The following is a 25956-nucleotide window of genomic DNA, read 5'->3' as shown; positions in this document are numbered from 1 at the left end:
TATGAAAAGCATTAAGCTGAAAAATGGGCATTTATATTATCAAGAATGTGGTAGTGGGCCAGCTATGTTATGGATTCACGGTTTACCATTAAACTCAAATAGCTGGTTTGCACAGTTTGAGTATTTCAAGAGTAATTACCATAATGTCGCAATTGATTTGAGAGGTTATGGTAATTCTAGTGCATTACCTGATAATTTTGATTCCATTACAGACCTTTATATGGCTGATATCAAACAATCTATAGAGTCATTGAATTTAGATAAACCGATACTAGTCGGCTTTGCATCTGGTGGTCATGTGGCACTAAAGTTTGCAGCTCAGTATGGTCAGCTGATTAGTAAATTGATTGTGATTAATGCTTCGCCATGTTTTAAAAAACAGAGTGATTGGCAGTGGGGATTTAGTGCTGAAACATTAAAGAGTTTTACTAAAAAGATAGAGGAAACGACTTCTAATGAAGAATTGTCTGATGTGTTATATACACCAGCAATTAAAGAACAGCATAGCGATGAACTAGATAAAATGAAGAGTTGGTTTGATGAAATGTTAGCTAAGGCAAAAAAAGAAACTATTTTAGCATTTTTTAATAATATTGCTCTTGATGATGATAGAAAGTTACTATCTGATATAACAACTCCGACTTTAATTATAAATGGTATACTAGGTGAAGAGGTTCCGACAGATGTTGGTTTGTATTTAAGGCAAAATATAGCTAACTCACAATACTATGAGATTAATGGGGTAGGTCACTTTGTATTTGCTACACAATCTAAATTAGTAAATCAGACTATAGAGCAGTTTATAGATCCTTCAACTTCTATAAACATACCAAAATTCACAAAGGAATATTAATGGCAGAATATACTACACCAAAAGCATTTTATGATTTGTATTATGACTTTACAGGTTACACAAAGCCAGATTACCCGCAAGATAGAACTGCGATAGCTCAAGATTTAGGAAAAGCTGTAGCAAAAGAGACTTCAGTAAAGCCTGGTCCTTTAGTGGTAGCAGATTCTGTTGGTATATATGTGTATAGTGGTGAAAAAGAGCATAAGCTAGTTGCATCAGCATCTTATCGAGCAGCTCCAAATTCTGGTTTTTATGAACTAACGAGTCTTTCTCATGTTGGTCCGGCAATTGCTTATTTAGGTGCTTTAAAATCAATAGGTGATGACTCATGGGAAAAGCATCTTGATCCGATGATAGAGCATTTGGTAGAAGTGCGAGAGCTAAATAGAGTAGAAGGTGATAGTCATTGGTTAAATCAGTTATCAATACCTGCCTTGGAAGGTAAAGAAGACTTGGTTAAAAACATGGTCGACTATGGTTGTTCATTAGCTGCGAACTATTTAATTGCTGTTAAAGAGAATAAGCAAAACTTTTCTAGTGAAGATGTTATTGAGAATTTTTTAAATGTTTCTAGTGAAGAATATCCAATATCTTTTGATACAGTAATGATCGGCACTTTTGCGTGTGTTGGTTTAATGAGTGTTTACGAGCTTTATCAAGCACTATCTAATGAAGATATAGATTGGCAAAATGCTAAAATCATTTTACATAATTTAGCTGGTACAAACTATGGGTCAGGTCTAACGGCAGGTTCAAACTGGTTAGTTCCTGTTATCGAATCAATAGCTGGAGATATACTAAATTCAAAGCGTATACTTATACTTCCGTATGCAGGTTTGCCTGATAGTTTAGGTGCTGATAGTTTACCAGAAAAAGATTTTGAAAATTTATCAAATAGAGTTTGGGGTGGTATTTATGCTAGACCATTTATTTCACAGGCTGCATTTTCTCATGTCGATGATATTAAAATACCATATAGAGAACCGTTACCTGGTGATTATGGATTTACTAATGCAAATCAAATTGAACATTTTGTACAGAGGCTAAAATTTTCTATAACAAGCCCTAAACAAATGTTGTCAAATACTGTCGGTTTTTGGCTAGCTGGTGAGGCTGTAGCTAAAAAATGGCAATTTGATGAAATGGATTTACCAGGGTTAACAAATGGTTTTCCTGATGGCATAAATACTTATCCTATAAATGCTCCAAAATAAGGATTTAAGATGAAGTTAAAATCATATCAAAATATCCCATCAAGTGGGGCAAGAGGTGTCGAGCTTTTTGAGATAAAAGGCGAACAATATTTAGCAATCCCTCAACTATCTGAAGATATTAGTAGCGATACACCGAATATGAATGGAGGCAATAGTGAAACTTATGTTTTGATTTATAAATGGCAAGATAATAAGTTTGTTGAGTATCAGAAGATTTCATCCCCAGGAAATGAGCATACAAGCTTTTATACTATAGCAGATAGACACTTTCTCGCGGTAGCTTCTATTCGAGGTGGAGCAAATCCTAATTTTACCATGGATATTGATTCAAAAGTGTATGAGTGGATTGATGGAGCTTTTGTATACTTTCAAGCTTTTGATACTTTTGCTGCAAAGAGTTGTGATTTTTTTGAGATAGATTCTCAGCATTATCTTATATATTCTCAAGGTGTAAAAGAGCCTGGTGTAAATATTGAAAAGCAATGTTACACACAGATATTTAGATGGAATGGCTCTAGCTTTGAACTTTTTCAAAACATACCTGTTTCATGGGGGTATGAAACTTGTTTTTTTTCTATAGAGGATAAGTTCTTTCTAGCACTAGCGGATAACCTAGAAGCATCTAAAATACTCCAGTGGGATGGAACAAAGTTTGAATTATTTCAAGAAATTGATGCACAAGGTGGTGGGCGAGATTTTTGTCATTTTATCCATGAAGGATCTCATTATTTAGCATTTGCAAACTTACTACATGATAGCTCAATATATAAGTGGGATAATGGTGTATTTACCAAAGTTCAAAGTCTTGATGGTGTAGCAGCGAGAAGTTTTTATGCTTATCAAGATAATGGCAATACATATCTATTTAGAACAAATTTTATCAGTGGTACAAGGCAAGAGCCTGTTGCAAAGCTTAAATCAGTAATATATAAGTTTAATGACAGTTGTGAGGTGGTTGAAACATACGATACTTATGGTGGTACAGATGCTAAAGTATTTGTTAGAGATAATAAAAAATTTGCTGTTGTATCTAATAGTCTAAGTGAAACAATTCGCTTTGATACACCAACTGTTGTTTATGAGGTTTTATAGTTTATTTTTTTAACTTACTCTCCAACTCTTTTCTTGTTTCCAATCTCAATTATAAAGTAACTAGTTAGAATCAAGGCCCCACCAATTATGGTTGATGTATATATAGTTTCATTATTTAAAACTCTACCAAAAACTGTTGCAAATATAGGTTCAAATGAGAATATAACAGCAACTTGAGACATACTTAGATATTTTTGGTAGGTGCTTTGTAGCGAATAACAAACAATAGTCGAGATTGAGCAAAATAGCAGAGCTATAACAAGAGTATAGCTAAATGTAACATGTATTACTGAAATATCAGCCATTAAAGGTAGTGGTATTCCAAATGCTATTTGTAAAAATATTAATGGGCGTAAATCTTTAAATGTATCTGTTTTAGTAGTTTTTCTAGTTTCATAACTTAAATATACAACCGAGCAAGCATATGCTAACGCACACATAATTGCCCAAAAATAACCAATTGTAAAGTATTTAAAACTAGCTCCAGATAATATATATATGCCGAATAAAGATATAACTGATGCAATTACGCCATAAATAGTAAGTCTATCAAGCTTAAAAACACTACCAATAAAGGGAATCATCACTACACTTAGTGCTGTTAGAAAGGCTGATTCACTTGATGATATAGTATACAAACTATGTGTTTGAAAGAAAAAGCTCATTCCTTCTAGAGAGCCAAAAATTGCTGCAACTTTGATGATGTATAGTTTATCTATAAACTTTGATTTGAGAATAATAGGCAAAAATAACAAGCAAGATAGTAGCAATCGTATAGTTACAAATAGTCCTGGTGAAATATACTCAAGAGATATTTTGATAAGAGGAAAAGTAACTCCCCAAAAAACTGTCATTATAAATAAAGCAATTATGGCTTTGCGCTGTATAGTCATTTTTATTTTATATTGTAGAAAGTTTAGAACATTGTTAGTTTGCAAGTGTTTTGAGCTTAGGTCAATGGTTTTCTTTGCATAATATGCTATCCTATACTACAGTTTTACTAGCTGAAAAATTAAATGTTTAGAAGTCTTCCTTTATTTATAGGTCTTAGATATATTCGAGCAAAAAAGCGTAACAGATTTATATCTATTATCTCTGCAATATCATTTTTAGGTATTTCATTGGGTGTAGCTGTATTAATAACTGTCATGTCAGTGATGAATGGGTTTGATAATCAGATTAAAAGCCGTATTTTAATGATGGTTCCTCCTGTAAAAGTTTATCAGATGGGTGGTAAGTTAGAGCATTGGCAACATATCGCAAAAACTATAGAATCTAAAGTGCCTAAAGCAAAAAATGCAGCACCACTTATTGAGTCTCAAGGGTTATTAAGTGCTAATAGGGGAGCTAGTACAACTGCGTTTGTGCAAGTGCAGGGTATAGAGCCAAAGTACCAAACCAAAGTATTACCAATAGCAGATCATATAGTCCAAGGGAATCTATCATCACTAGATGATGGAGATGGCTACAATATAGTACTTGGGAGTGCGTTAGCCGACAGCTTAGGAGTAACTATTGGTGACAAAGTGACTCTTATTGTGCCGAAGATTAATCTAACTCCAGCAGGTATGATCCCTAGAATTAAGCAATTTAAAGTCACAGGGATATTTTCTGTTAGTTATCAGTATGATGCTTATTATGCGATGATAAATATCAGGAAAGCTCAAAAAGTCTTTGAAATGGGTAATAGTATTTCTTCGCTACAGCTTAGTACACCAAATGTTTATGATGCTCCAATAATTAAAAATAAACTAAATGATGGAGCTATACCATCGTACTATTTTGCAAGAGACTGGACTGATGAAAATAAATCATTCTTTGATGCTCTGAAAATGGAAAAAACAATGATGTTCTTCATATTGCTTTTAATCATCACTGTAGCAGTGTTTAATCTTTTATCGTCACTAGTGATGGTTGTAACAGATAAACGCAGTGATATAGCTATTTTACGTACTATGGGGATGTCATCAAGACAGATTATTACGGTATTTATTTATCAAGGATTTATAATAGGTCTTATAGGTACTATAATCGGTGTACTTCTTGGAATAGTGCTTTCTACCTATGCCACAGAGATTGTTAATTTCATACAGAATTTATCAGGTCATCAGATGATAAGTGCAAGTGTATATATGATTGACTATATTCCATCACAGTTAATGTGGAGTGATGTGGTTAAAGTAACAATTGTATCAATGATTTTAAGCTTTTTGGCAACACTTTATCCTGCTTGGAGTGCTTCAAAAGTACAACCTGTGGAGGCTTTAAGATATGAGTAATATAGTTCTAAGTTGTAAAAATGTCTCTAAAAAATATACCGAATTTAAAACAGATATTGAGATTCTAAAAGATATAAATATAGATATATTAAAAGGTGAAAAAGTTGCAATAATTGGTTTGTCAGGCTCAGGTAAAACTACGCTACTAAATGTACTTGGAGGGCTAGATAAATGTAGCTCAGGTGAGGTACATCTAGCTGGGGAGAGATTTGATAATCAATCTGTAAATAAGCGTGCAAAAATGCGTAATAAGCACTTAGGGTTTATATATCAGTTACATCATTTATTACCTGAATTTACTGCTATTGAAAATATAATGATACCACTTGCTATTACTAAAAAGTACTCTAAGAAAGACTCTATAGAAATGGCAATAAAAATACTTGAAAAAGTTGGGCTTGAGCATAGAGCTAACCATAAGCCAGCAGAGCTTTCTGGTGGAGAAAGACAGCGAGTTGCTATAGCTAGAGCATTAGTTACTAACCCTGGTTGTATACTTGCAGATGAGCCTACGGGGAATCTTGATAGCAAACGCTCAAATAGTATATTTGAATTAATGCAGCATCTAAGTGAAGATTTTGGTACTAGCTTTGTAATCGTAACACATGATGAAAATCTTGCCGCTAGAATGAATAAAATCTACAGGCTTGTAGATGGTGAGCTAATTAGAGAACAATAAGTCTTTAAGTTTAATTCTGAATCAATATTTTCCATTTTTCATATATTATAGATTTTATAACTTTAAAAGTTTATCACTCTTCAGATATAGCCAGATTTCCATGAAACAAAAGGTTACTGATTTAGTGGCAAAAGTTGGTTGAGCTTATTGAAATGTTTGTTACAAGCTCAAGAAAGCTGATGCTTCGATATGGTAAGTAAGTTATATGTTTTCTTAGAAGGAGTATTTGTTTTATATGAATTGTTAGAAACTAACACCAAATTTAGAAGCAAGATCTTTTACATCTTTCGTATTCATCTCTTTAAGAGACTTACCATTTACTGTAGCGTTGTTAAGTAACTCTTTTGTGTGGTTATCTAAATTACTATTATCAACGAGTTGATTGACAGTATTTTTCACATCCTCAGAGTTTAATGATTTACCTTGAGTAGCTTTATTAAGTGCTTCTTTAGCTTGACTATTGAGCCCAGATTGGTCAATCAATTGACTAGCTGTATTTTTTATATTATCAGTACTAAACAGTTGAGTTACAGATGAAGCATCAATTGCAAAACCAACATTATTTAAATCACCTGATAGTATCGCTTTTAGTGAAAGGGTCGATAGTTTTTGCTTAACTTTGCCAAAACTTATAGCAACATTATTTAGATTTAAATTCAGTGGAATATTGAACCCAACATTATTTACACCTGCAAAATGCCATTTACCATTACCTGAAACATCTAAGCTATCAGCATTTATGCCAGCTCCCTTGACTGTAAGACCTTTAAGAGCATCACCTGCAAGATTTTTAAAATCAAACGATACTGTATTATCAACTTTGGGTTGATTAGATATTACAACTTTTACATCTAAATCATTATTACTTACAGACTTTACATCTATACTTGTAGGTTTTGCTAAAATTTCAGGAGCTGTAGATAAGTTCATGACTTTAGCTTCATAAGTAACACCATCGTTCACGTAGTTTTTAATATCCATGTTATATATAGTGAATTCAGGGGCTTTATCACGTAAAGTATCATTTTTAACATCAGCATAGCCATAAACTTCAGCTTCTTGCTTAACTACAGCCTTTTGCTTTTCATCAGATGTATCTTCACTAGAAGCAGGTCTAAACTTAGCTAATACCTCAACAGCTTGCTTAATACTCTTAGCGGTATCAGCCGTTTTTGTTGCTTCTTTATTGATGTCATTAATATTTACTTGCTGGAATTTGTCTCCAGCATATTTCATAAACTCATCAGCTGTTTGAGTATTATCTTTTGAATCAACAATATTTGCTTGTTCAGGGTTAGAGTATAGCTCTCCTTTTGATGCTCTTTGCTTATCTAGGCTGACTCCATCAACAACTACATCTTTTAGAGCTATTTGTTTAACTAGTAAGCCAGAAATATCTAAACTAGCACTTATATTTGAGGCGTAGAATCTATCTTTATCTAGATTTTTTGGATCAGCTGCACCAAGACCATTTATTTGTAGTTTAGCATCTCCTAAATCAAGCTTTAAAGAATCATAGTCTACAGTAGCACCGTTAGCTTTGGTTAGTTGTTGCTTTATTATATTAGAGACCATAGCAGTTTCTAGTATACTTGGAGCAAAAGCTAAACCAACAACAGCTAGAATGACTAGTGCAAGCCCCCATATTCTTATTGGCTGGCGAAACTTTCTTGATTGAATTTTTTGCCAGTCAACTTTTGAGATGTTTTTCCCAAAGATTATTTTAGATGCGATTTTAACACTAAGCTTGTTAGTCATTTTCTGATAAAGTTCACTACCTGCCTGTACATTAGCAAGTTTAGAAATAAACTTTTTATATATTTTGGCTATTATAAATCCAAATATTAACCCTAGAACTATAGCAACAAAAAGAGCACCTGTAACTAGGTAGTACTCAAACCCAGCATATGCTAATACTGGTGTATTTACTGCGGCTTTAAAAATAGGTTGGGTAAAGCCATCTACTAAAAATCTACCAGCATTGAAACTAACAACTTCTAAGGGGTATGAAAGTAGTTTGGCAATAAAAGCGAGTATTACAAATAACCCAATGTTTACTCTTAATAGAAGTACTAGAAGTATCACACCTACAAATAAAAAGGGTGAGTATCCAAAACCAGGGATAAATCCAAATATGAAGCCTAATAATGACACAAGTATCAGTTGAGCTGGTGTTGAAGGACTAAAAATAATCCTCATAAACATGTTATATATTTTTTTCACGATAATCTCCTGCTAGTTAGTTCTACTAGTTATTTTATATTTATACTAATCTCATTTTTGTATTGGGATTAATATTACTTTCGTTATTATCAACAATATACTTAAAATATAAGATAAATTCTAGCATTTTCATACTCAAACCAAGATTCTACATAGTAAAAGTTAAGATGTAAGCTTTATGAGTATCTAAAGAAAAGCGTATAAAAATTAATATTTTAAAAATTATATGTTTTTAGATGGGTGATTTTTAGGAAAGTTAAGAGAAATTAGTTTTTAGCATCAGCTGTTTTAGCTTTTACTATAGCATTTTCGATGGTTTTATAGTCTGCGTATCCACCAATTACAGTAGTATTGCTAGCATTAGCATCTTTAGCAGGAGTCACTACCAAATAAGGAGTACCTTGAATGCCAAGATCTTTAAAGCCCATAGTTAAAGTTTCTTTTAGGTGCTCTGGTATTTTATTATCTTTTATAGCAGCTTTGATTTTATCTAGGCTAGCACCTTTTACTTTAGATATAGATTTTAATGCTACCTTATCAACAGTTTCATTTTTAAGCTTACCTTCATCTTCACCTGTATCAAATATACCGTCATGGTACTGAATATAAGCATCTGAACCATAAAGCTTGTAAATAGCTGTACCAACTTCAGCAGCATATTCTGATGCAGGTGCTCTTTCACCAAATATTGGGAACTCTACAAATACAAACTGAGTTTTTAAGTGATCAGCCATAGCTTTATCAATTTCAGGAGCTACTTTTGAGCAATACATACACTGGTAATCAAAGAAGCCATAGACTATTACTTCAGGGTTTGTAGCTTCTGATTTAGGAGTTAAATCAGAGTTGTAAATTTTATCTTTTACTTTTAGGAAGCTAGATACTTTTTCTTCGTTCATTTTAGTTGTCATTTTTTCACGAAGTTGATCCATGTTTTTATCTATGTCTGCTTGGTCTATAGCAGGATCTTTAGAATTAATAGCATTTTCAAAACCAGTTACTATTTTATCGCTATTTAAACCAAATTCTTTTAGGTTGGGATCTTGGGAGATACCTTTGCCCATACCGTAGCCAATAGTGTAGCTAGCATTAGCTTTTACATTTGAAGTGTCAGCAGAGTCGGCTGTTGTTGCATCAGCAACTTTAGCTGCAGCAGTGTCTACAACTGAAGAGCTAGGTGTTGCATTTGCAGTATCTGTAGTATCTTTAGAATCAGAGCTGTTACCAGAACAAGCTACTAGAGTAGTAGCAACCCCAGCTATTGTTAGAGCTTTAAGTAATTTTTTCTTAGTCATTGTTACTCCTTAATTATGCTTGAGCTTTTTGTTGAGCAGCCATTGCTTGTTTTTGGAAATCCATCATAGCTGTTTGCATCTGTTTTTCATTAAGTTTAGCTTTCTTATCAGCTATACCATCTTTAAGGCCTGAAATTAATTCAGCATTATCAGTTTCAACATTGCCTTGCGCCAATTGAGCTTTTAGATTACTACCCATTTCATAACCAACAGAGTAGCTAACATCATCATTGCTGTCTGCTGCTGCAAAAGAACTAGTAATTAAAGCACCAGCTATTAATGGAGCTACAAGTAGAGTTTTAGTGAATTTCATTTTATTCTCCTTTTGATTTGAAAGTATTATCCTTTGTCATTCTACAAACTATATAGGTAAAGCACAATGTTTATTGGCTATTTTTTTGTTTGTTAACTGCCCAGTCTATGTGTTCTAATATGAGGTCGTTATCTTTAAATTCAAGTTTTTTGTTTTCTAGAGCTAAAATATTGTTTAGCGAATAGGGTGAATTTCCTATAGCAATACTAATATTTCTAACCCAGGCATTATAGCCTATTCTTCTGATAGCCGAACCTTGGGTGTTTTTATCAAAATCATTAGAGTCCCAACTGTAAAGCTCTAGTAATGGTCGATTTACTAGAAATTCGCGGAGTTGGAAATCTTTTTCTTTCGTTTGAGGTGCAGAGTTATTGAATGGGCAAACAAGCTGACAATCATCACAGCCATAAATTCTAGTGCCGATAGCATCTCTAAATTCTTGGGCTATAGTGCCTTTATTTTCTATAGTGAGATAAGAAATACATCTACGAGAATCTATCATTTTGCCAGGCGTTATTGCATTAGTCGGACATAGTTTAATGCAGGCTTGGCATTTCCCACAAGCATCAAGATGTTTGGGATTATTCGGTAAATGAGATAAGTCTAAGTTACTATATATGACGCCTATGAAGAAAAATGAGCCTTGAGATTTGTTCATTAGCATTGAATTTTTACCCATCCAACCAAGCCCTGCCTTTTCAGCTAATGGTTTTTCTAAAACTGGAGCACTATCTGTAAATACTCTAAATTCATGAGTATCTATAATGTCGTTGATATATTCACCAAGCTTTTGAAGTTTTTTCTTCATGACTTTGTGGTAATCACGACCATGAGCATAAATTGAAATATCAGCAATATTTGACTCTGAACGAAGTCTTTTAACTTCATTTTTTGTTGAGATAGGACGATTTGAATAGTTAAGTGTAGTTACAATAACGCTGTTTGTGCCTGGTACAAGCTCATCTGGTACAAACCTTTTGCTACCATGCTTTGTCATATAGCCTAGGTCGGCATGATAGTTGTTTTCTATCCATTTATCATAGTAAGGGATGTATTCGGAAAGGTCACAATCAGCTTTAGATATTGATGATATACCTAGTTCATTAGTAGCGTAATCTTGGATTTTTTGCCATTGCTCTAATGAAAGCTTTATCTGCATAAAAGATTTGAGAATTAGTTATTAGAGTCTTCGCGTTTGATGTCCCAAAGCTTTTCAAGTGCATAAAGCTCTCTTGTTTCTTCAAGCATAATATGAGCTACAACATCGCCAATATCTACTAAAACCCAATCAGCTTTATTACCACCCTCGATACCTAAAATAGATATTTTATTTGCTTTAAGTTCCAATTCAAGGTTTTTAGCTATAGCTTTTGCGTGAGTAGAAGATGAAGCTGTACATATTACAATTTTATCCATCATATTTGTCAGATGTTCAACATCTATTGTTTGTATGTCAATTGCTTTTAAGTCGTCTATTTTGTCAACAATAAACTCTAATCTTTGATCTGTAGTCATAACTTTTCTAACTTGTATTTTTTTAATAATAGTTTTGAATCTAAGATTATAGCATAACTTATTATCAAATTATTTGGAAATACAGATTATATGGTTTTAGTGGCTTTATGAAAGATAAATATTTTACGGTATCTCCATAACTTTCAGGTGGTATGGGTATAAAATAATGATATTATTATAGTAAGTGGTTTTTTATATGGAAAGCAGTTATGAAAAAAAAGAATTTATTTTTATTTTTAGTGATTTTAATTGTCGGTATTTTTGGAGCATATTGGTTCTATAAGTTTGCGTCATGGTATGAGCAAACGCTAGGAGCATTATTTGCATATATAGTTATAATAAGTTTTTTAATGCTGATATTTGCACCATTTAAGTTGATTAAGGATAAAAAAGGAACTATTAGTGTATTAGCTTATTTTAAGTTTATGGGAATTACTTTATTAAACATCGCTAAAGTTATAGGCCTTATTGCTAAAGAATCAGTTTTGACTTTAGTGTTTATATTCTCGAGATTCTTTTCAAAAAAGACTAAAGGTGTGATTAAAGAAACTATAGAGTGATATAAGTTTTAATTCCTAATGAAATATACCGCTGAGCAGAAAAAAATAATTGAGCATGATATTAAAGCTCATGCAATAGTGTCAGCTGTGGCTGGAAGTGGTAAAACACAAACTCTAATAGCTCGAATTGAGTATTTATTAAGTCAAAATATCTCGCCACATAAAATTTTAGTACTTATGTACAATAAATCTGCTCAGGTTGATTTTGCAGAAAGGCTTGCTAAAGTTATTTCACCTTTAAAAGCTAAAGCTATAAATGTCCGTACAATGCATTCTTTAGGTAATAGTTTTTTACAAGCATTTGCAAAAGCGGGTTTTGTTAAGTTTGATAAGATTCTGCGCGAATATGAGGTTGAAGCTATCGTTCAAAGGCTGCTTAAAAGCTATCAAAAAGAGCTGAAGATAGTCAAAGATATTGATACTGAAAGAGTTGAAACTTTTAAAGAATATATATCTCTTTTAAAATCTGACCTAAGCCTTTCAAATAAAAAAATTCTTGCTATAAATAGTAAAGATAAAAAATTACTGGATAAGGTTTTTGAAGCTTTTAATAAAGAGTGTGAGAATCAAAAGGCAATAACTTATGATGATATGATTTATCTTCCAGCTAAGTTTTTTGATAAAGATAGCTCTACAGTTGCTAAGGCTAATAATATTTACTCGCATATTATAGTTGATGAATACCAAGATATTAATCAGGTTCAGCAACATTTTTTGCGTTGTTTAGTTGGTGAAAATACTTATGCGATGGTTGTTGGAGATGTCGATCAAACTATATACCAGTGGCGTGGTTCAACTCCATACTATATGTTGGAAGGTTTTAAGAAGGATTTTAAAAATACAAAACAATATCAGTTATCGTACACATTTCGTTATGGTGATTTAATCTCATTAATGGCAAATAACATTATTACAAACAATAAGAATCGTTACGATAATCTTTGTGTGACATATCCTAAAATCAAAAGAGCAACAGATGTAAGTATCTTAGATAGTACAAATAAGGCTGTATTAAAGCTAAAAGCCCTTATTGATTCTGGAGTAAAAGCAAAAGATATAGTTATATTAGTTAGGAAATATAATTCAACAACAGTTTTCGAGCTTAGCTGTTTATACAATGATTTATCATATAGTGTGGTTGCTGATAAAAATATCTTTAGTGAAGGACTTTTTAAAGCGGTATATGGGTATTTAATGCTCATTAATAAGGGCTATGGTTTTACGAAACATTCTTTTGAACAAAGGGTTGAGTTTATAAAATCGATGCTAGATTACCCATCTCTTTATCTTAAAAAAGATGTTAAACAGAAAGTTGCTACAGATATTGCTAATGATGTTTCTAATGCACATCAGATTTTAGTAGATTTAGCTGCTAAAGCAGATAAGTCTTTTAAAGAGAAAAATATTTTAGCTATTGCCCATCATTGGAGAGCTATTTTTAACAATACGAGACTTAAAAAAGCGGATAAAGCTATAGAGTATATTATAGATATAGCAGGATTAGAAAAAGCAGTCGCGAAGTCTTCTAGCGATACATATTCAAGCAAATCTAAGTTACAAATTATTGAAGGTATAGAAAGTTTTGCAAAAAGCAGAAAATCGAGTATCAATGAATTTATTGACCTGCTTTATGATTTGTATAGTAAGTCGTTAAAAGATTCTTATATAGATGAAGGTCAAATTCAGATAATGTCAATGCATAGAGCAAAAGGCCTTGAGTGGGATTATGTAGTTGTACATGATGCTACAGAGGGCGGTTTTTTTGGCGAAAAAAACACAAAAGTAGATGAAGAAACTATTGAAGAGGAAAGAAGACTTTTTTATGTGGCAATTACGCGAGTTAAAAAACATTTATTTATAGTCTCAGCTGATGATATAAGTAGAGTATCATCATGGTATAAGGTTAAAACTAATAGTTATCCAAAAGATTTGAAATGTAAAAATAGTTTGAGGTTTTTATATGAAGGTAATCTAGTTGAATGTGAAGGTTATATCTCAAATATAAAGACATTGAAATTTTCAGATATAGAAAATAAAATGTTTAAAAATTATCACAGTAAGCTTGAAGTGAAATAGTACTCTAGAGGCTATTTAGTCGTTGTTGGTTTATCTGTATCTTTGGTATTTTTAGGTTTCTTTTCTTTAGAGATTTGCTCAAAAGGCTTATCTGAAAATTTCATGGCTGGGTTTGCGAGGATTTTGTTTTTTATGTTTTTACTTTCCCATTTGCCATCTTTAGTAGCTTGAGTTGGAAAGTTTTTTAATTTGTTTATATACCGTTTCCAACATTCAGCCTTGCTTAAAGGTTTTATTCCTTTATTTAAAATCGCTTTGTGCCAGCTTTTACCATTATCAGTAGAAACTTGGTATGTTATATAGCAATAGTTGTTAGGCTCATTTATTTTTACTTTTTCAACTGGTTTTTTTTCAGTCTTAACTTCATTTTTACTTTTTGAAACCTGGTAATATGCAAATATAGTAAGAAAGATTATTGCAAAAATTACAATAAGAATCGTGATTTTTTTCTTCATAAACTAATGTGATCATATAATGATTGCCTCAATTATATACTAAATGAACTCAAATATAATTAGTAGGTTTATTTTATTTGTTAAAATGGTTTATAATAGAATGTTTTTTATTTGATGTTAATTTCATTAAACTTGATTTTTTATATTTAAGGTAAGTCATGATTACAACTAAAGAGTTGCGTAATAAATTTATTAATTATTTTACTTCACAAGGTCATAGCCATCAATTAAGCTCGCCTTTAATACCATTTGGTGATGATACCCTACTTTTCACAAATGCAGGAATGGTGCAGTTTAAAGATGTGTTTTTAGGTAATGAAAAGAGAGACTTTTCAAAAGCAGTTTCTGTACAGAAATGTTTACGAGCTGGTGGTAAACATAATGATTTAGACAATGTTGGTTATACTGCCAGGCACCATACTTTTTTTGAGATGTTAGGTAATTTTAGTTTTGGTGATTATTTTAAGAAAGAAGCGATAAGTTTTGCGTGGGAGTTTTTAACTAAAGAAATAAGGCTTCCAGAGGATAAGCTTTGGGTGACTATTTATGCTACCGATGATGAGGCTTTTGATGTTTGGCATAATCATATAGGTCTAGCTAAAGAAAGAATTATCCGTATTGATAGTGCAGATAACTTTTGGTCAATGGGAGATACTGGACCTTGTGGACCTTGTACTGAGATTTTTTATGATCATGGCAAAGAAATAGAGGGTGGTTTGCCTGGGACACCTGAAGAGGATGGCGACAGGTATATTGAAATTTGGAATATAGTTTTTATGCAATATAATCGCCATGCAGATGGAACTACTACAAATTTACCAAAACCATCAGTAGATACGGGTATGGGTTTGGAAAGAATTGCCGCAATCTTACAAGAAGTACATACAAACTATGAGATTGATCTATTTCAAGCATTAATCAAAAAAGCCTATGAAGTGACTAATGCTAATGATAAAGATTCAGCATCTTTAAAAGTAGTTGCAGATCATATTAGATCATGCGCATTTTTGATTGCAGATGGCGTATTGCCATCAAATGAAGGTAGGGGCTATGTACTTCGTAGAATTATCCGTAGAGCAGTTAGGCACGGTAATAAGCTGGGAGCTAAAGAAGTATTTTTTTATAAGCTTGTTGATGAATTAATCAATCAAATGGGTGAAGCATATCCAGAGCTAGTAGAAAAAAGAAATTTAATTGAGAAAACTTTAATAAAAGAAGAAGAACTATTTTCTAAAACAGTTGAGAATGGTATAAAGGTATTTGAAGCTGAAATTAAAGATCTCAAAAGTGGTGTGATAAGTGGTGAAGTGGCATTTAAGTTATATGATACTTATGGTTTTCCTATAGATTTGACTGCAGATATGGCACGAGAAAGAAACCTTGAGATAGATCAAGTGGAATTTGACAAGCTTATGACTGAGCAAAAGCAACGTTCGAAAGATGCAGGTAAATTTGGTGTTGATTATAACGATAGTATTAACTCTAATGTAAAGTCTATATTTAAAGGATATTCCTCTTTGATTGAGGATGCGAAGGTTCTTGAGATATATCAAAATGGTAATTCTATGGTAAGACTTGAGAATAATGAACAAGCAGTAATAGTTTTAAACCAATCACCCTTTTATGCAGAATCTGGTGGGCAGGCTGGAGATAAAGGTGTATTTGAGGGAGTTGGCTTTGAATTTGTTGTTGAGGATGTGCAAAAATCTGGTGAGGCAATACTACATATAGGCAAACTTTCTAAAGGGTTAGTAAATATCAATGATGAGTTAACGGCTACAGTTAACACAGATACAAGACTAGCAACAGCTGCAAATCACAGTGCAACTCATTTGCTTCATAAGGCTTTAAAAGTGGTTTTAGGAGAGCATGTTGAGCAAAAAGGTTCGTTAGTGGATGCTAATAGATTAAGGTTTGACTTTACTCATGAAGGTAGTATTTCTTTGCAAGATTTGAGAAAAGTTGAAGAATTAGTAAATGCTCAAGTTAGAGCGAACTTTGATGTGATGACGATTGAAACCACTCAAGAAAAAGCAAAAACGATGGGAGCGGAAGCTCTTTTTGGTGAGAAGTATGGTGATATAGTTCGTGTAATATCTATGGGAGATTTTTCAGTAGAGTTTTGTGGTGGTACACATGTGTATCGTACAGGCGATATAGGTCTTTTTAAAATTGTATCTGAGGGTGGTGTAGCATCTGGTATTAGGAGAATAGAGGCGGTGACAGCTGAAAAAGCGATCATAAACATTCAAAACTCTGAAAAAACAATTTTTGCTGTTAAAGATAAGCTAAAAGCTAGTGATAACAATTTATTTGATAAGCTTGCATCATTGCAAGAACAATTAAAGTCTCAAGAAAAACAAATTACTAAGCTTAAAAAAGATTTATTATCTGGTTCAAGTACTGCGATAAAAGAAGTTGAAAATAATGGCGTAACTGTTGTTATAGCTAACATAGAAGGCGTTGATGTTAAGACGTTACGAGATAAGGTAGACGACTATAAATCTAAGAAAGAGAAAGTGGTCGTAGTACTAAGTACTATAGTTGCAGGTAAAGTACAGTTTGTAATTGGCGTAAGTAAGTCTATAATAGCTACAATTAAAGCTGGTGATATAGCTAAAGAGTTAAGTTCTCACATAGATGGTAAAGGCGGAGGCCGACCAGATATGGCTCAAGGTGGTGGTAATAATTCTACTGATATTGAGAATGCTTTAGGTATAACAGAGCAATTTGTTATCAGTAAAATAAGCTAAGAGTAGAGTTTTGAATTTTTTAAGTCGTAAGCTATTTTTGATTGTTGGTGTTATTAGCTCTTTTAGTTGCTATGGATCTACTGCTATAGCTGACTTCGATCAAACTATAGCTAAGGCAACAAGTAATTCACCGCAGTATAAATATATCGGTTTCCAGCTTGAATCTAGGCAGATGGATCCTGCGGTACAGTTAGGTCGATTATTACCTAGAGTTGATGTAGGTGCAGAAATTTCGCATGTAGATATTATTGATGGCGTAGATAGTGCTGGTGGGGATATAGCCGGTGGATCTTTTGGTTCAGGTAATGGTTTAGTATCATTAACACAACCTCTATATGATTATGGTGCATATAAAGACCTTCAATCTGCCCAAGAAACAGCTCAGTTTGGACAACAAGATTATCGTACAAATTACCAGCAGTTTTTATATGATGTAAGTTTTGCATATTTTAATCTAGTTAAAGCGATTAAAAATGTTGAGTATAATTCATACAACCTAAAAGCTAACAGAAGAAGTGATAATGAGTTAGAAAATAAGTTTAACGCAGGTGTTGCTGATACAGCTGACTATGAAACAGCTCGAGCTAACTACTATATTGCGCAAGCTGACTATGCTGCAGCTAAAAGAGAAGAAAAAGTAGCAAGAGCAGAATTAAAAAAATTCACAAACAATAATGATGATGTGATTTTATATGATAATAACTTTGAATTAAAAGATCCATCTCCTAATGATGAAGAAGGTTGGGAACAGCTTACTTTAAGAAGTAATCCATCGTATTTAGGTTCTGCACATTTTAAAGAAAGTAAGTATTATGATTATCAATCAGCTACAAGTCCATTTATGCCAAAGATCAATTTTGAGTTGAAATATTCACCAGGTATAAATCAGGTGAGTACTCTAGGAAACCCTGTTTTTGATCAGTTTTTACCAGCTAAAGGTACTGTAAATGCATTTTACTTTGGTCTTAATATTGAGTGGAATTTCCTATCTGGTGGAACTGACTATGCAGAGCTTAAAAAAGCTGCTTATGATTATCAGTCTTCCGAGTTTGATATGATTCAAACAGGAAGGGTAGCACAAAATGATGCAATGTATGCGTACAGATTTGTGGAGCTTAAGAAGAAGCAGATTACAGAGCTAAGAAAGTCAGTGGCAGCAGCTAAAATTGCATATGAAAAATATGAAGAAAAATATCTTCAAGGTACTACTACAATTACACAGTACTTTATACTACTGAATCAATACTATCAATTTCTTATAAACTTAAACAATGCTGAATTTGATTATATTTTAGGGTTTTTAAGTCTTTATAAAACAGCAGGAATACTGACTACTAAGACTGTTAAAGATGTTAATAACTGGGTATTATTTAATCAAAAAGTTGATCTATAAAAGATTTTCATTAAACACTATCATCTTTATACCTGGCACTAGTCTTTGTAATATTTTATAGGTTATCTCTTTTGCAAAAGTGGCTGAAAGTATTAAGTTAAACAGTCATAGAGGTGTTTTTTTATGTGTATTCTGCATTACCAAATATTTGAGAACTACAGCTTAGAAATTTGTTATAATTTATTCACTACTTAATAAAAATTATTAATTAAAATGTATTTTCTTGAAACTGAATTAAAGTGCTTTTCTAGTGATAAACATGCTGACTCGATAGCTATAGAGTTAGTTTTGAATGAAAATTGCTCTCAATGGCTAAAAAAACAAAATGATTTTGTACAAAACCTTGCGAAGACTATAGATTTTGGCGAAAATAATAAACTTTTTAAAGTCCCTAGTGAAAAGACAGGTGAGCTTGAAAGAGTTGTTTACCTTATTGATAATGATATGTATAGTATCGCTGATCTAGCAAATACTCTTGAAGCTGGAAATTACCATATACAAAAATCTGAGATTGAAGATTTAAAGTTATACTACATAGCTTTTGCTTTAGGCAGCTATAGTTTTGATAAGTATCGTTCAAAACCTAAATCTAAGCAGGTAAAACTTTATTTACCTAAAGAATATAAATTGATCTTACCAGAGGTTGAAGCGACATTCTTAGTTAGAGATATGATAACCACTACAGCAGAAGATATGGGACCTGAAGATCTTGCTAAGGTCATAAAAGATCTTGCTATAAAGTTTGATGCACAATGTAGTGAGCTTGTTGGTCAAGAGCTTGTGGAAAATGATTATATGGGAGTCTATACTGTTGGTAAAGGTAGTCATCGTCCACCGAGATTAGTTCGTCTAAATTGGGGGGATAAAAAACACCCTAAGATATCTGTAGTTGGTAAAGGTGTTGCATTTGATACAGGTGGATTAAATATCAAGCCTGGTGCTGGTATGATGCTAATGATTAAAGATATGGGCGGAGCAGCAAATGCTATAGGCCTAGCATATATGATTATGAAACATAAGTTACCAGTAAATTTAAGTCTAGTTATTCCAACTGTAGAAAATGCAATAGATGCAAAATCATATAGACCTAGTGATATTATCACGATGAAAAATGGTACAACAGTACAGGTAACAAACACAGATGCTGAAGGTAGGCTAATACTTGCGGAACCATTACATGAAGAAGCAAAAACAAACCCAGATTATCTGATAGATTTTACTACGCTAACAGGAGCTGCTAGAGTAGCAGTTGGCCCTGAAATATCAGCGTTATTCTGTAATGATGATGAAACTGCTAATGAGCTTTATAAATATAGCCAATGTACACAAGATAAGGTTTGGAGATTACCATTATCTGATTGTTATAGAAAAGCACTAAAAACTGATTTTGCAGATATTTCACACTGTGATTTATCTCCATTTGCGGGAGCGACTAAAGCAGCGCTATTTTTAGAGTATTTTGTAGGACTTAAAAAAGCACCAAAATGGGTGCATTTCGACCTTATGGGTTGGAATGTTTCTTCAACTGCTGGTAAGCCTAAAGGTGGTGAGATGATGGCGGTTAGAACAACTTTTGCGATGTTAAGTGATAAATATAAGTAATTACTTCAAAAAAATAACTATTTAAATCAAATAAGTTTCTATATTTAAGCTAGAGTTTGTATACTTATTCTATGTAAAATAACTATTTCTAAATAATGAATAAAACAATTTTAGAGCAACTAAAGCAAGTTTCTATGGTCGTTGCCGATACTGGTGATTTTGAACTTATAAAACAGTATAAGCCAGTGGATGCAACAACGAACCCTAGCCTTATATTAAAAGCTGTCAAAGATGAGCGATATACGCAATTAGTTAAAGATGTAATTGAGAGTGTAAAACGATCGAACTCTGAGCTAACTAATGAAGAATTAGTTACTAAATGTGTAATAGAAATATTGGTCACATTTGGTCAGAAAATTCTTGAAGTAATTGATGGTAAAGTTTCAAGTGAAGTTGATGCTAGGATGTCTTTTAGCACATCTGAGACGATTAACTATGCAAAGGAAATAGTGTCTTCTTACGCGAGCAAAGGCATATCTAAAGATAGAGTCTTAATTAAGGTTGCGGCTACTTGGGAAGGTATCAAAGCTGCTGAAGTTTTACAAAAAGAAGGTGTAAACTGTAATTTGACTTTAATTTTTGATAAGTCCCAAGCTCAGGCATGTGCTGAAGTTGGTGTTTTTTTAATATCACCATTTGTTGGTAGAATTACAGATTGGCAGATGCAACAGCAAAAGCTTGTAAGTTTCCCTGCTGTAGAAGATGATGAGGGTGTTAAATCTGTTAAAGAAATTTATAGTTTTTATAAAAGTCATAACTTTAAAACTATAGTTATGGGAGCAAGCTTTAGGAATGCTGGGCAAGTACTAGCTTTGGCAGGCTGCGATGCTCTTACAATTTCTCCAGCTTTATTAGAAGAAATGGCAAATATGAATGGTTCATTAGATACTAAACTTTATGATTCATGTGATGTACATTTAAAGCAGGAATCTCTTAATGAAGAGAGATTTAGATTAAGCATGAATCAAAATATTATGGCAAATCATAAGCTAGCAGAAGGCATAAACTCTTTTACCAAAGATACAGTTGAATTAGAACAGATTATAAAAGGTTATTTATAGGAGAGAAGAATGAAGAAATTAATATTAGCGCCAGCGATTACTTTATCTTTTGCGGTGGGTGGCTTCGCTTTAGATGAAAGAGACTATGAAGTTGATGATAAAACTCGAGTTTCAAACTCATCAGAAAGTAGAATAGACATTGGTGAGCAAGAAAAAAAATTAAACTCATTTAAAGAACAAAAAGCTCCTGCAAATGATAATATATTTAATAAAAATAGAACTAAAGATAATTCTAAAGACTCAGATGATGACGAAGATGAGAATCCAAATTTAGCTAACCTTTCTCAGCCTGCACCAAATATCCAAAGAAATCTTAGTATGCCAACAGATGAAGAACAAAGAATGAGTCGTCAAATGCAACTTGATGGAGCTCAAGGAGGTATTCAAAATACAGGACCTCGAGGGATTGGTAACCCATCGCAGTATTAATAACTTTGCAAGATACTCATAAATATACTAAAATCTACTATCTAAAAATATCCATCTATAAACACTTTATAAGGTTTCTCTATGACTAATTATCAATATAAAAATATTCAAATATTACAAGTAAGTGGTATAGATACTAAAAAATTTCTACAAGGCTTAACTACCGCTGATTTAAACCTTTTAACCGAAAATAAAGATATTCTTTTTACAGCGTTTGCTAATTTAAAAGGTCGTATAATATCATTATGTTTTGTGAAGTTTATTGATGATAATACTTTGCTTTTATCTGTTGATGAGGGTGTGGTTGAAGGTCTGATCTCTTGGCTTAAAAAGTATGGTATGTTTTCAAAAGTTAGTTTTGAGGTAAATACTGATTATAGTTTGATGTATCGTAAAGAAGGTTTTTTAAATCATGATATAGTCAAAGATAGTGATCAATCAAATATAAGCTTTGAAGAGATTCAAAAGAGAAATATAATCAATAAGCTAGCATTTATAAACGCTGATAATTTTGAGAAATTTCTACCAGCAGAACTTGAGCTAGATAATCTTGAAAATGTAGTGTGCTACACAAAAGGTTGCTATATGGGACAAGAAGTTATAGCTAGAATGCACTACAAAGCAAAGCTTAAAAAAGAGCTGGCAGTAGTAAGCTCTAGTAGCGATATTCAGACTCAGGATTTGAAAAATGCAGATGGTAAGCCTCTAGCTGTAGTTGTAAATAGGGTATTTGTTGATGATAAATGTTATATGCTTGTGGTTTTTCATAAAGAAGCAGTAGATACCGAATACAAGCTAGAGTCTGGTGAGATTATCACTAAATGCTAGACAGACTAAATCCTGAGCAGCAAAATGCTGTAAGATACATTGGTTCGCCATTGCTTGTGCTAGCAGGGGCTGGAAGTGGTAAAACCAGTGTTATTATTGAGAAAATATCTTATCTTATCGAAGAGTTGTTATACCCGGCAAAAAGTATATTAGCTGTTACATTTACAAATAAAGCTGCTAAAGAAATGCAAGAGCGAGTTAAATCTAGATTAGATAAAGATAGATCAAAAGGTTTGACTATATCGACATTTCATTCGCTTGGTTTAACTATTTTGAAAAAGCATTTTCTTGAACTAGGTTATAAGAAAAACTTTACACTTTTTGATGGTAACGACTCACTTACTTTGATCGCGGATATTGCTTATGAAGGGTTTCAGATGCCTAAGCAAGATACTAAATTTATTCAATCGAAAATATCTTACTGGAAATCATCTTTACTAAATCCTGATCAAGTAGATATAAAAAATGATTTAGATACTAAAGCACAGTTTGTATATGAGGAATACCAAAAGTATTTGAAATCATATAATGCATTTGATTTTGATGATTTGATATTTCAGCCGATGCAACTTTTTAAAAATAATGAAAATATCCAAAAACTTTGGTCAGATAAGTTTAGATATATATTGATAGATGAGTATCAAGATACAAATGAGTCACAATATCAGCTGTTAAAGTATCTAACGATGGGGAAAAACAAATTTACAGTAGTGGGTGATGATGATCAGTCAATCTATGCTTGGCGTGGTTCACGACCAGAAAACTTACGCCATTTACAAGAAGATTTTAATAGCTTAAAAGTTATTAAGCTTGAGCAGAATTATCGTTCGACTGGTAGGATTTTGAATGTTGCAAATAAACTTATAGAAAATAACAGTCATATATTTGAGAAAAAACTGTGGTCAGCAAAGGGATATGGCGATCAGATAAAGATTATAAGTCTACTAAATGATGAAGATGAAGCACAGTTTATAGCTAGTGATATATTTTTTGATAAGATAAAAACTAATACTAAAAATAATGACTATGCGATTTTGATTCGTAGTAATTATCAGGCGTTTTTACTCGAAAGATATATGCAAATGCATAAGATACCTTATGTTGTAAATGGTGGAACTTCATTTTTCTCAAAGACTGAAATAAAAGATATGATCTCGTATATGAGATTGATAGTGAATCCTGATGATGATAGAGCATTTTTGCGAGTTGTAAATATACCAAAGCGAGAGATAGGTAGTGCAACTATTCATAAATTAGGTGAATACACTAGCAAGCATCATTGTAGTTTTTTTAATTCGTTATACCATCTTGATGAGATAGATTTGCGTGATTCAACAAAGTCTAGGTTGAACAGTTTTAAAGAACTAATAATAGCAATACAACAAGAGATAATCGCAAGTATATCTATAAACGAACTAAAGAAGATATTAGGTGATTTTATTGAGCAAATATCTTATAAACTTTGGTTGATAGATTCTAGCTCATCTGAAAAGCAAGCAGAGTTTAAGTATGCAAACGTGATTGAGCTAGTTAAATGGATAACAAATCAACTTGAAGATGAGTCTTATAATGCTTTAGATTCATTATCTAGTGTGTTAAATAAAATGCTACTTATAGATATACTTGATCGTGACAGCGAAGATAAAAATGATAACCAGGTGCAAATAATCACAATGCATGCATCTAAAGGATTAGAGTATAAAAAAGTTTATATAATGGGTATGGAAGAGGGCATCTTACCACATCAGCAAAGTATAGAAGAAGACTCTATCGAGGATGAGCGAAGGCTTGCCTATGTAGCCATTACAAGAGCAAAAGAAAATCTCACAATCACACTTACTAAGTATCGCAATAAATTTGGTGAAAAGATCAAAACCCAATCAAGTAGGTTTATCGAAGAGCTACCAGATACAGACTTACATTGGGTTGGTGGTGCAAAAGAAAACCCTGAAGCTCGTAAAGAGAGTTCAAAACAAAGTCTATCTGCGTTGAAGGATATGTTTGGATGAGTTGATCAAATTCGAATCCTTATTAATATGGGAACCTATATAAAAATAAATATTGAGAATAAATGTGCTTAGTATTAAAACTATCAAATAAATTTCTAAAAATATTCCTTGTAGTACATAACTATACCAACTTAATAAGTTAAATTTTACATAACTCAAATTATTTATTGTATTTGTAGCTTTCAAATCTTAAGATAAATCTAGGTATCTTATTTTTTACTCAATTTAGGTTCAGAAAATGAAAAAACTATTACTAAGCATAATTGTATCTACAATACTAATACAAGCTGGATATAGCTTTGTATGGAGTTATACAGGTCAATTCCAAGACATGGCAAAGAACTATGCAGATAAAAAGTATAATGAAGATTTCAAAGTAGAAGAAATTTATGATAATGGATTGTCCATTATTTTAGGAGCTTATAAGAGTACAGGTTGGTTTACAAGCAAAAAATTATATGAATGTAGAGTGTTTTTTGTAAAAGTAATAGATACTGGTTTTGCCAATGAAAATCCTACAGTATCAAATGTAGCAGGTAAGTTTAATATAAATAGCGATACTTGTGGTGAAAATATATTAATGCCTAAAGTAAAGAAGTATATAGAGACTAATTTTATATCTGATTATTATGATTTATCTAAAATAGATTTTAGTATAAAAATAGGATATAACACTTTTGAGAATATGCCTCCTAGTAAAAGATGGGGGTATATTGATAATGATAGTTATGAAATATTTAATCAAGATAATAATTGGGAACTTAGCGCAAAAGATTGGTTAGCTAAATATAAAAATAAAATACAAATTGATACAGTTTCTATAAACATCTACGAACAGCCTAAAAATGCTCAAAATATAGCTAAAGCAATGAAGTTTGGTTATGAGCTTGATAAGTATTTACGTAATTTGACAACTAGTCATAAGATAAATGGTATTTATATATACATGACCGACTTAACTAGTCAAGAAATGCAAAAAAAAGGTGGGTTGGTAGGTAAAATCAATTTTTCAAAAGAGCATTTAAATGATAGTAGGTTCAATTTTTATTTTTCATTAAACGATTCATTTAACATAAACATTTCTCCGCAAAAATATTACAAATACATATCTATAACAAATTCAAATATATTTGAGTTTGTTAATATAACAAATTCAAATAGAAGTAATATGTCTTTTATAAAGGAGACAAAATACTATCAGCCAGTTAAAAAAATACTAGAATCAAAATTAAGTAATAAATAAAAAGGGGATATGAAAATGAGTACATATAAGTTAACAGATAAAGATGCAGCGATATTGAGTGAAATTTACACAGTTAGATTGGAA

At 32.3% G+C, this 25956-nt stretch carries 22 protein-coding genes; 15 read left to right on the top strand and 7 right to left on the bottom strand.

Annotation, left to right across the window (positions count from 1 at the left end; genetic code table 11):
• Nucleotide 1 precedes the first annotated feature (1 nt).
• From FLM55_RS03165 to FLM55_RS03155, 3 genes are read left to right on the top strand one after another with little or no spacing between them, the layout of a single operon-like run.
• The gene (locus FLM55_RS03165; RefSeq protein ID WP_178947973.1) at nt 2-853 is read left to right on the top strand and encodes an alpha/beta fold hydrolase; all 852 of its coding nucleotides are present in this window, start codon (nt 2-4) and stop codon (nt 851-853) included.
• A complete protein-coding gene (locus tag FLM55_RS03160; protein WP_178947972.1) occupies nt 853-2067 on the top strand; it encodes a DUF5624 domain-containing protein in 1215 nt (404 codons plus the stop codon). The genes FLM55_RS03165 and FLM55_RS03160 overlap by 1 nt, the downstream gene beginning before the upstream one ends.
• Before the next feature lie 9 nt (nt 2068-2076).
• A complete protein-coding gene (locus FLM55_RS03155; RefSeq protein ID WP_178947971.1) occupies nt 2077-3159 on the top strand; it encodes a hypothetical protein in 1083 nt (360 codons plus the stop codon).
• A 14-nt stretch (nt 3160-3173) separates the two neighbouring features.
• Here the strand turns inward: FLM55_RS03155 and FLM55_RS03150 are convergent, their stop codons facing one another.
• Nucleotides 3174-4052: a DMT family transporter gene (locus FLM55_RS03150; RefSeq protein ID WP_178947970.1), complete on the bottom strand. Its 879-nt coding sequence runs from the start codon at nt 4050-4052 to the stop codon at nt 3174-3176.
• A 123-nt stretch (nt 4053-4175) separates the two neighbouring features.
• Here FLM55_RS03150 and FLM55_RS03145 point away from each other — a divergent pair, with 123 nt between their 5' ends.
• The gene (locus FLM55_RS03145; protein WP_178947969.1) at nt 4176-5438 is read left to right on the top strand and encodes a lipoprotein-releasing ABC transporter permease subunit; all 1263 of its coding nucleotides are present in this window, start codon (nt 4176-4178) and stop codon (nt 5436-5438) included.
• A complete protein-coding gene (gene lolD, locus FLM55_RS03140) occupies nt 5431-6117 on the top strand; it encodes a lipoprotein-releasing ABC transporter ATP-binding protein LolD (protein WP_112869594.1) in 687 nt (228 codons plus the stop codon). The genes FLM55_RS03145 and lolD overlap by 8 nt, the downstream gene beginning before the upstream one ends.
• A 243-nt stretch (nt 6118-6360) precedes the next feature.
• On the opposite strand, the gene FLM55_RS03135 is transcribed toward lolD, so the two are convergent.
• The 5 genes from FLM55_RS03135 to rsfS all read right to left on the bottom strand — a co-directional run bounded on the left by FLM55_RS03135 (nt 6361) and on the right by rsfS (nt 11463).
• On the bottom strand, nt 6361-8343 hold the full coding sequence (locus FLM55_RS03135; RefSeq protein WP_373193971.1) for a TIGR03546 family protein: 1983 nt from the start codon (nt 8341-8343) through the stop codon (nt 6361-6363).
• A gap of 263 nt (nt 8344-8606) precedes the next feature.
• Nucleotides 8607-9635, bottom strand: coding sequence for a thioredoxin domain-containing protein (locus FLM55_RS03130; protein ID WP_178947968.1), 1029 nt, complete (start codon nt 9633-9635; stop codon nt 8607-8609).
• A 13-nt stretch (nt 9636-9648) separates the two neighbouring features.
• Nucleotides 9649-9948, bottom strand: a complete 300-nt coding sequence (locus tag FLM55_RS03125; RefSeq protein WP_112869597.1) for an FKBP-type peptidyl-prolyl cis-trans isomerase N-terminal domain-containing protein — start codon at nt 9946-9948, stop codon at nt 9649-9651.
• A 70-nt stretch (nt 9949-10018) separates the two neighbouring features.
• Nucleotides 10019-11107, bottom strand: a complete 1089-nt coding sequence (queG, locus tag FLM55_RS03120; RefSeq protein ID WP_178947967.1) for a tRNA epoxyqueuosine(34) reductase QueG — start codon at nt 11105-11107, stop codon at nt 10019-10021.
• A gap of 14 nt (nt 11108-11121) precedes the next feature.
• Nucleotides 11122-11463: a ribosome silencing factor gene (gene rsfS, locus FLM55_RS03115; protein WP_112869599.1), complete on the bottom strand. Its 342-nt coding sequence runs from the start codon at nt 11461-11463 to the stop codon at nt 11122-11124.
• A gap of 209 nt (nt 11464-11672) precedes the next feature.
• Between rsfS and FLM55_RS03110 the strand changes: the two genes are divergently transcribed.
• Both FLM55_RS03110 and FLM55_RS03105 read left to right on the top strand, forming a co-directional pair.
• On the top strand, nt 11673-12023 hold the full coding sequence (locus FLM55_RS03110) for a hypothetical protein (RefSeq protein WP_178947966.1): 351 nt from the start codon (nt 11673-11675) through the stop codon (nt 12021-12023).
• 18 nt (nt 12024-12041) lie between these two features.
• On the top strand, nt 12042-14099 hold the full coding sequence (locus FLM55_RS03105) for an ATP-dependent helicase (protein ID WP_178947965.1): 2058 nt from the start codon (nt 12042-12044) through the stop codon (nt 14097-14099).
• An 11-nt stretch (nt 14100-14110) separates the two neighbouring features.
• On the opposite strand, the gene FLM55_RS03100 is transcribed toward FLM55_RS03105, so the two are convergent.
• Entirely contained in the window at nt 14111-14554 is a 444-nt protein-coding gene (locus FLM55_RS03100) for a hypothetical protein (protein WP_234393401.1), read from the bottom strand.
• A gap of 158 nt (nt 14555-14712) precedes the next feature.
• Between FLM55_RS03100 and alaS the strand changes: the two genes are divergently transcribed.
• From alaS to FLM55_RS03060, 8 genes are all read left to right on the top strand, one after another.
• Entirely contained in the window at nt 14713-17307 is a 2595-nt protein-coding gene (gene alaS / locus FLM55_RS03095) for an alanine--tRNA ligase (protein WP_178947964.1), read from the top strand.
• A gap of 85 nt (nt 17308-17392) precedes the next feature.
• Nucleotides 17393-18700 (top strand): TolC family protein, encoded by a 1308-nt coding sequence (locus FLM55_RS03090; RefSeq protein ID WP_373193970.1) that lies wholly within the window; start codon nt 17393-17395, stop codon nt 18698-18700.
• A gap of 213 nt (nt 18701-18913) precedes the next feature.
• Nucleotides 18914-20302 (top strand): M17 family metallopeptidase, encoded by a 1389-nt coding sequence (locus FLM55_RS03085; protein WP_178947962.1) that lies wholly within the window; start codon nt 18914-18916, stop codon nt 20300-20302.
• 95 nt (nt 20303-20397) lie between these two features.
• The gene (locus tag FLM55_RS03080; protein WP_178947961.1) at nt 20398-21363 is read left to right on the top strand and encodes a transaldolase; all 966 of its coding nucleotides are present in this window, start codon (nt 20398-20400) and stop codon (nt 21361-21363) included.
• Between the two features lie 9 nt (nt 21364-21372).
• Complete coding sequence (locus tag FLM55_RS03075) at nt 21373-21792, top strand: hypothetical protein (protein ID WP_178947434.1); 420 nt, start codon at nt 21373-21375, stop codon at nt 21790-21792.
• Nucleotides 21793-21873: 81 nt separating this feature from the next.
• The gene (locus FLM55_RS03070; protein ID WP_178947960.1) at nt 21874-22620 is read left to right on the top strand and encodes a folate-binding protein YgfZ; all 747 of its coding nucleotides are present in this window, start codon (nt 21874-21876) and stop codon (nt 22618-22620) included.
• Nucleotides 22614-24629: a UvrD-helicase domain-containing protein gene (locus FLM55_RS03065; protein WP_178947959.1), complete on the top strand. Its 2016-nt coding sequence runs from the start codon at nt 22614-22616 to the stop codon at nt 24627-24629. Before FLM55_RS03070 ends, FLM55_RS03065 begins: the two co-directional genes overlap by 7 nt.
• Nucleotides 24630-24867: 238 nt before the next feature.
• The gene (locus FLM55_RS03060; protein WP_178947958.1) at nt 24868-25872 is read left to right on the top strand and encodes a hypothetical protein; all 1005 of its coding nucleotides are present in this window, start codon (nt 24868-24870) and stop codon (nt 25870-25872) included.
• Nucleotides 25873-25956: the final 84 nt, after the last annotated feature.

The sequence above is a fragment of the Francisella sp. Scap27 genome (genome assembly GCF_013394105.1).
GTDB lineage: Bacteria > Pseudomonadota > Gammaproteobacteria > Francisellales > Francisellaceae > Francisella > Francisella adeliensis.
Note: the sequence above shows the minus strand (reverse complement) of the source record. Positions and strands in the feature narration are given on the sequence as shown.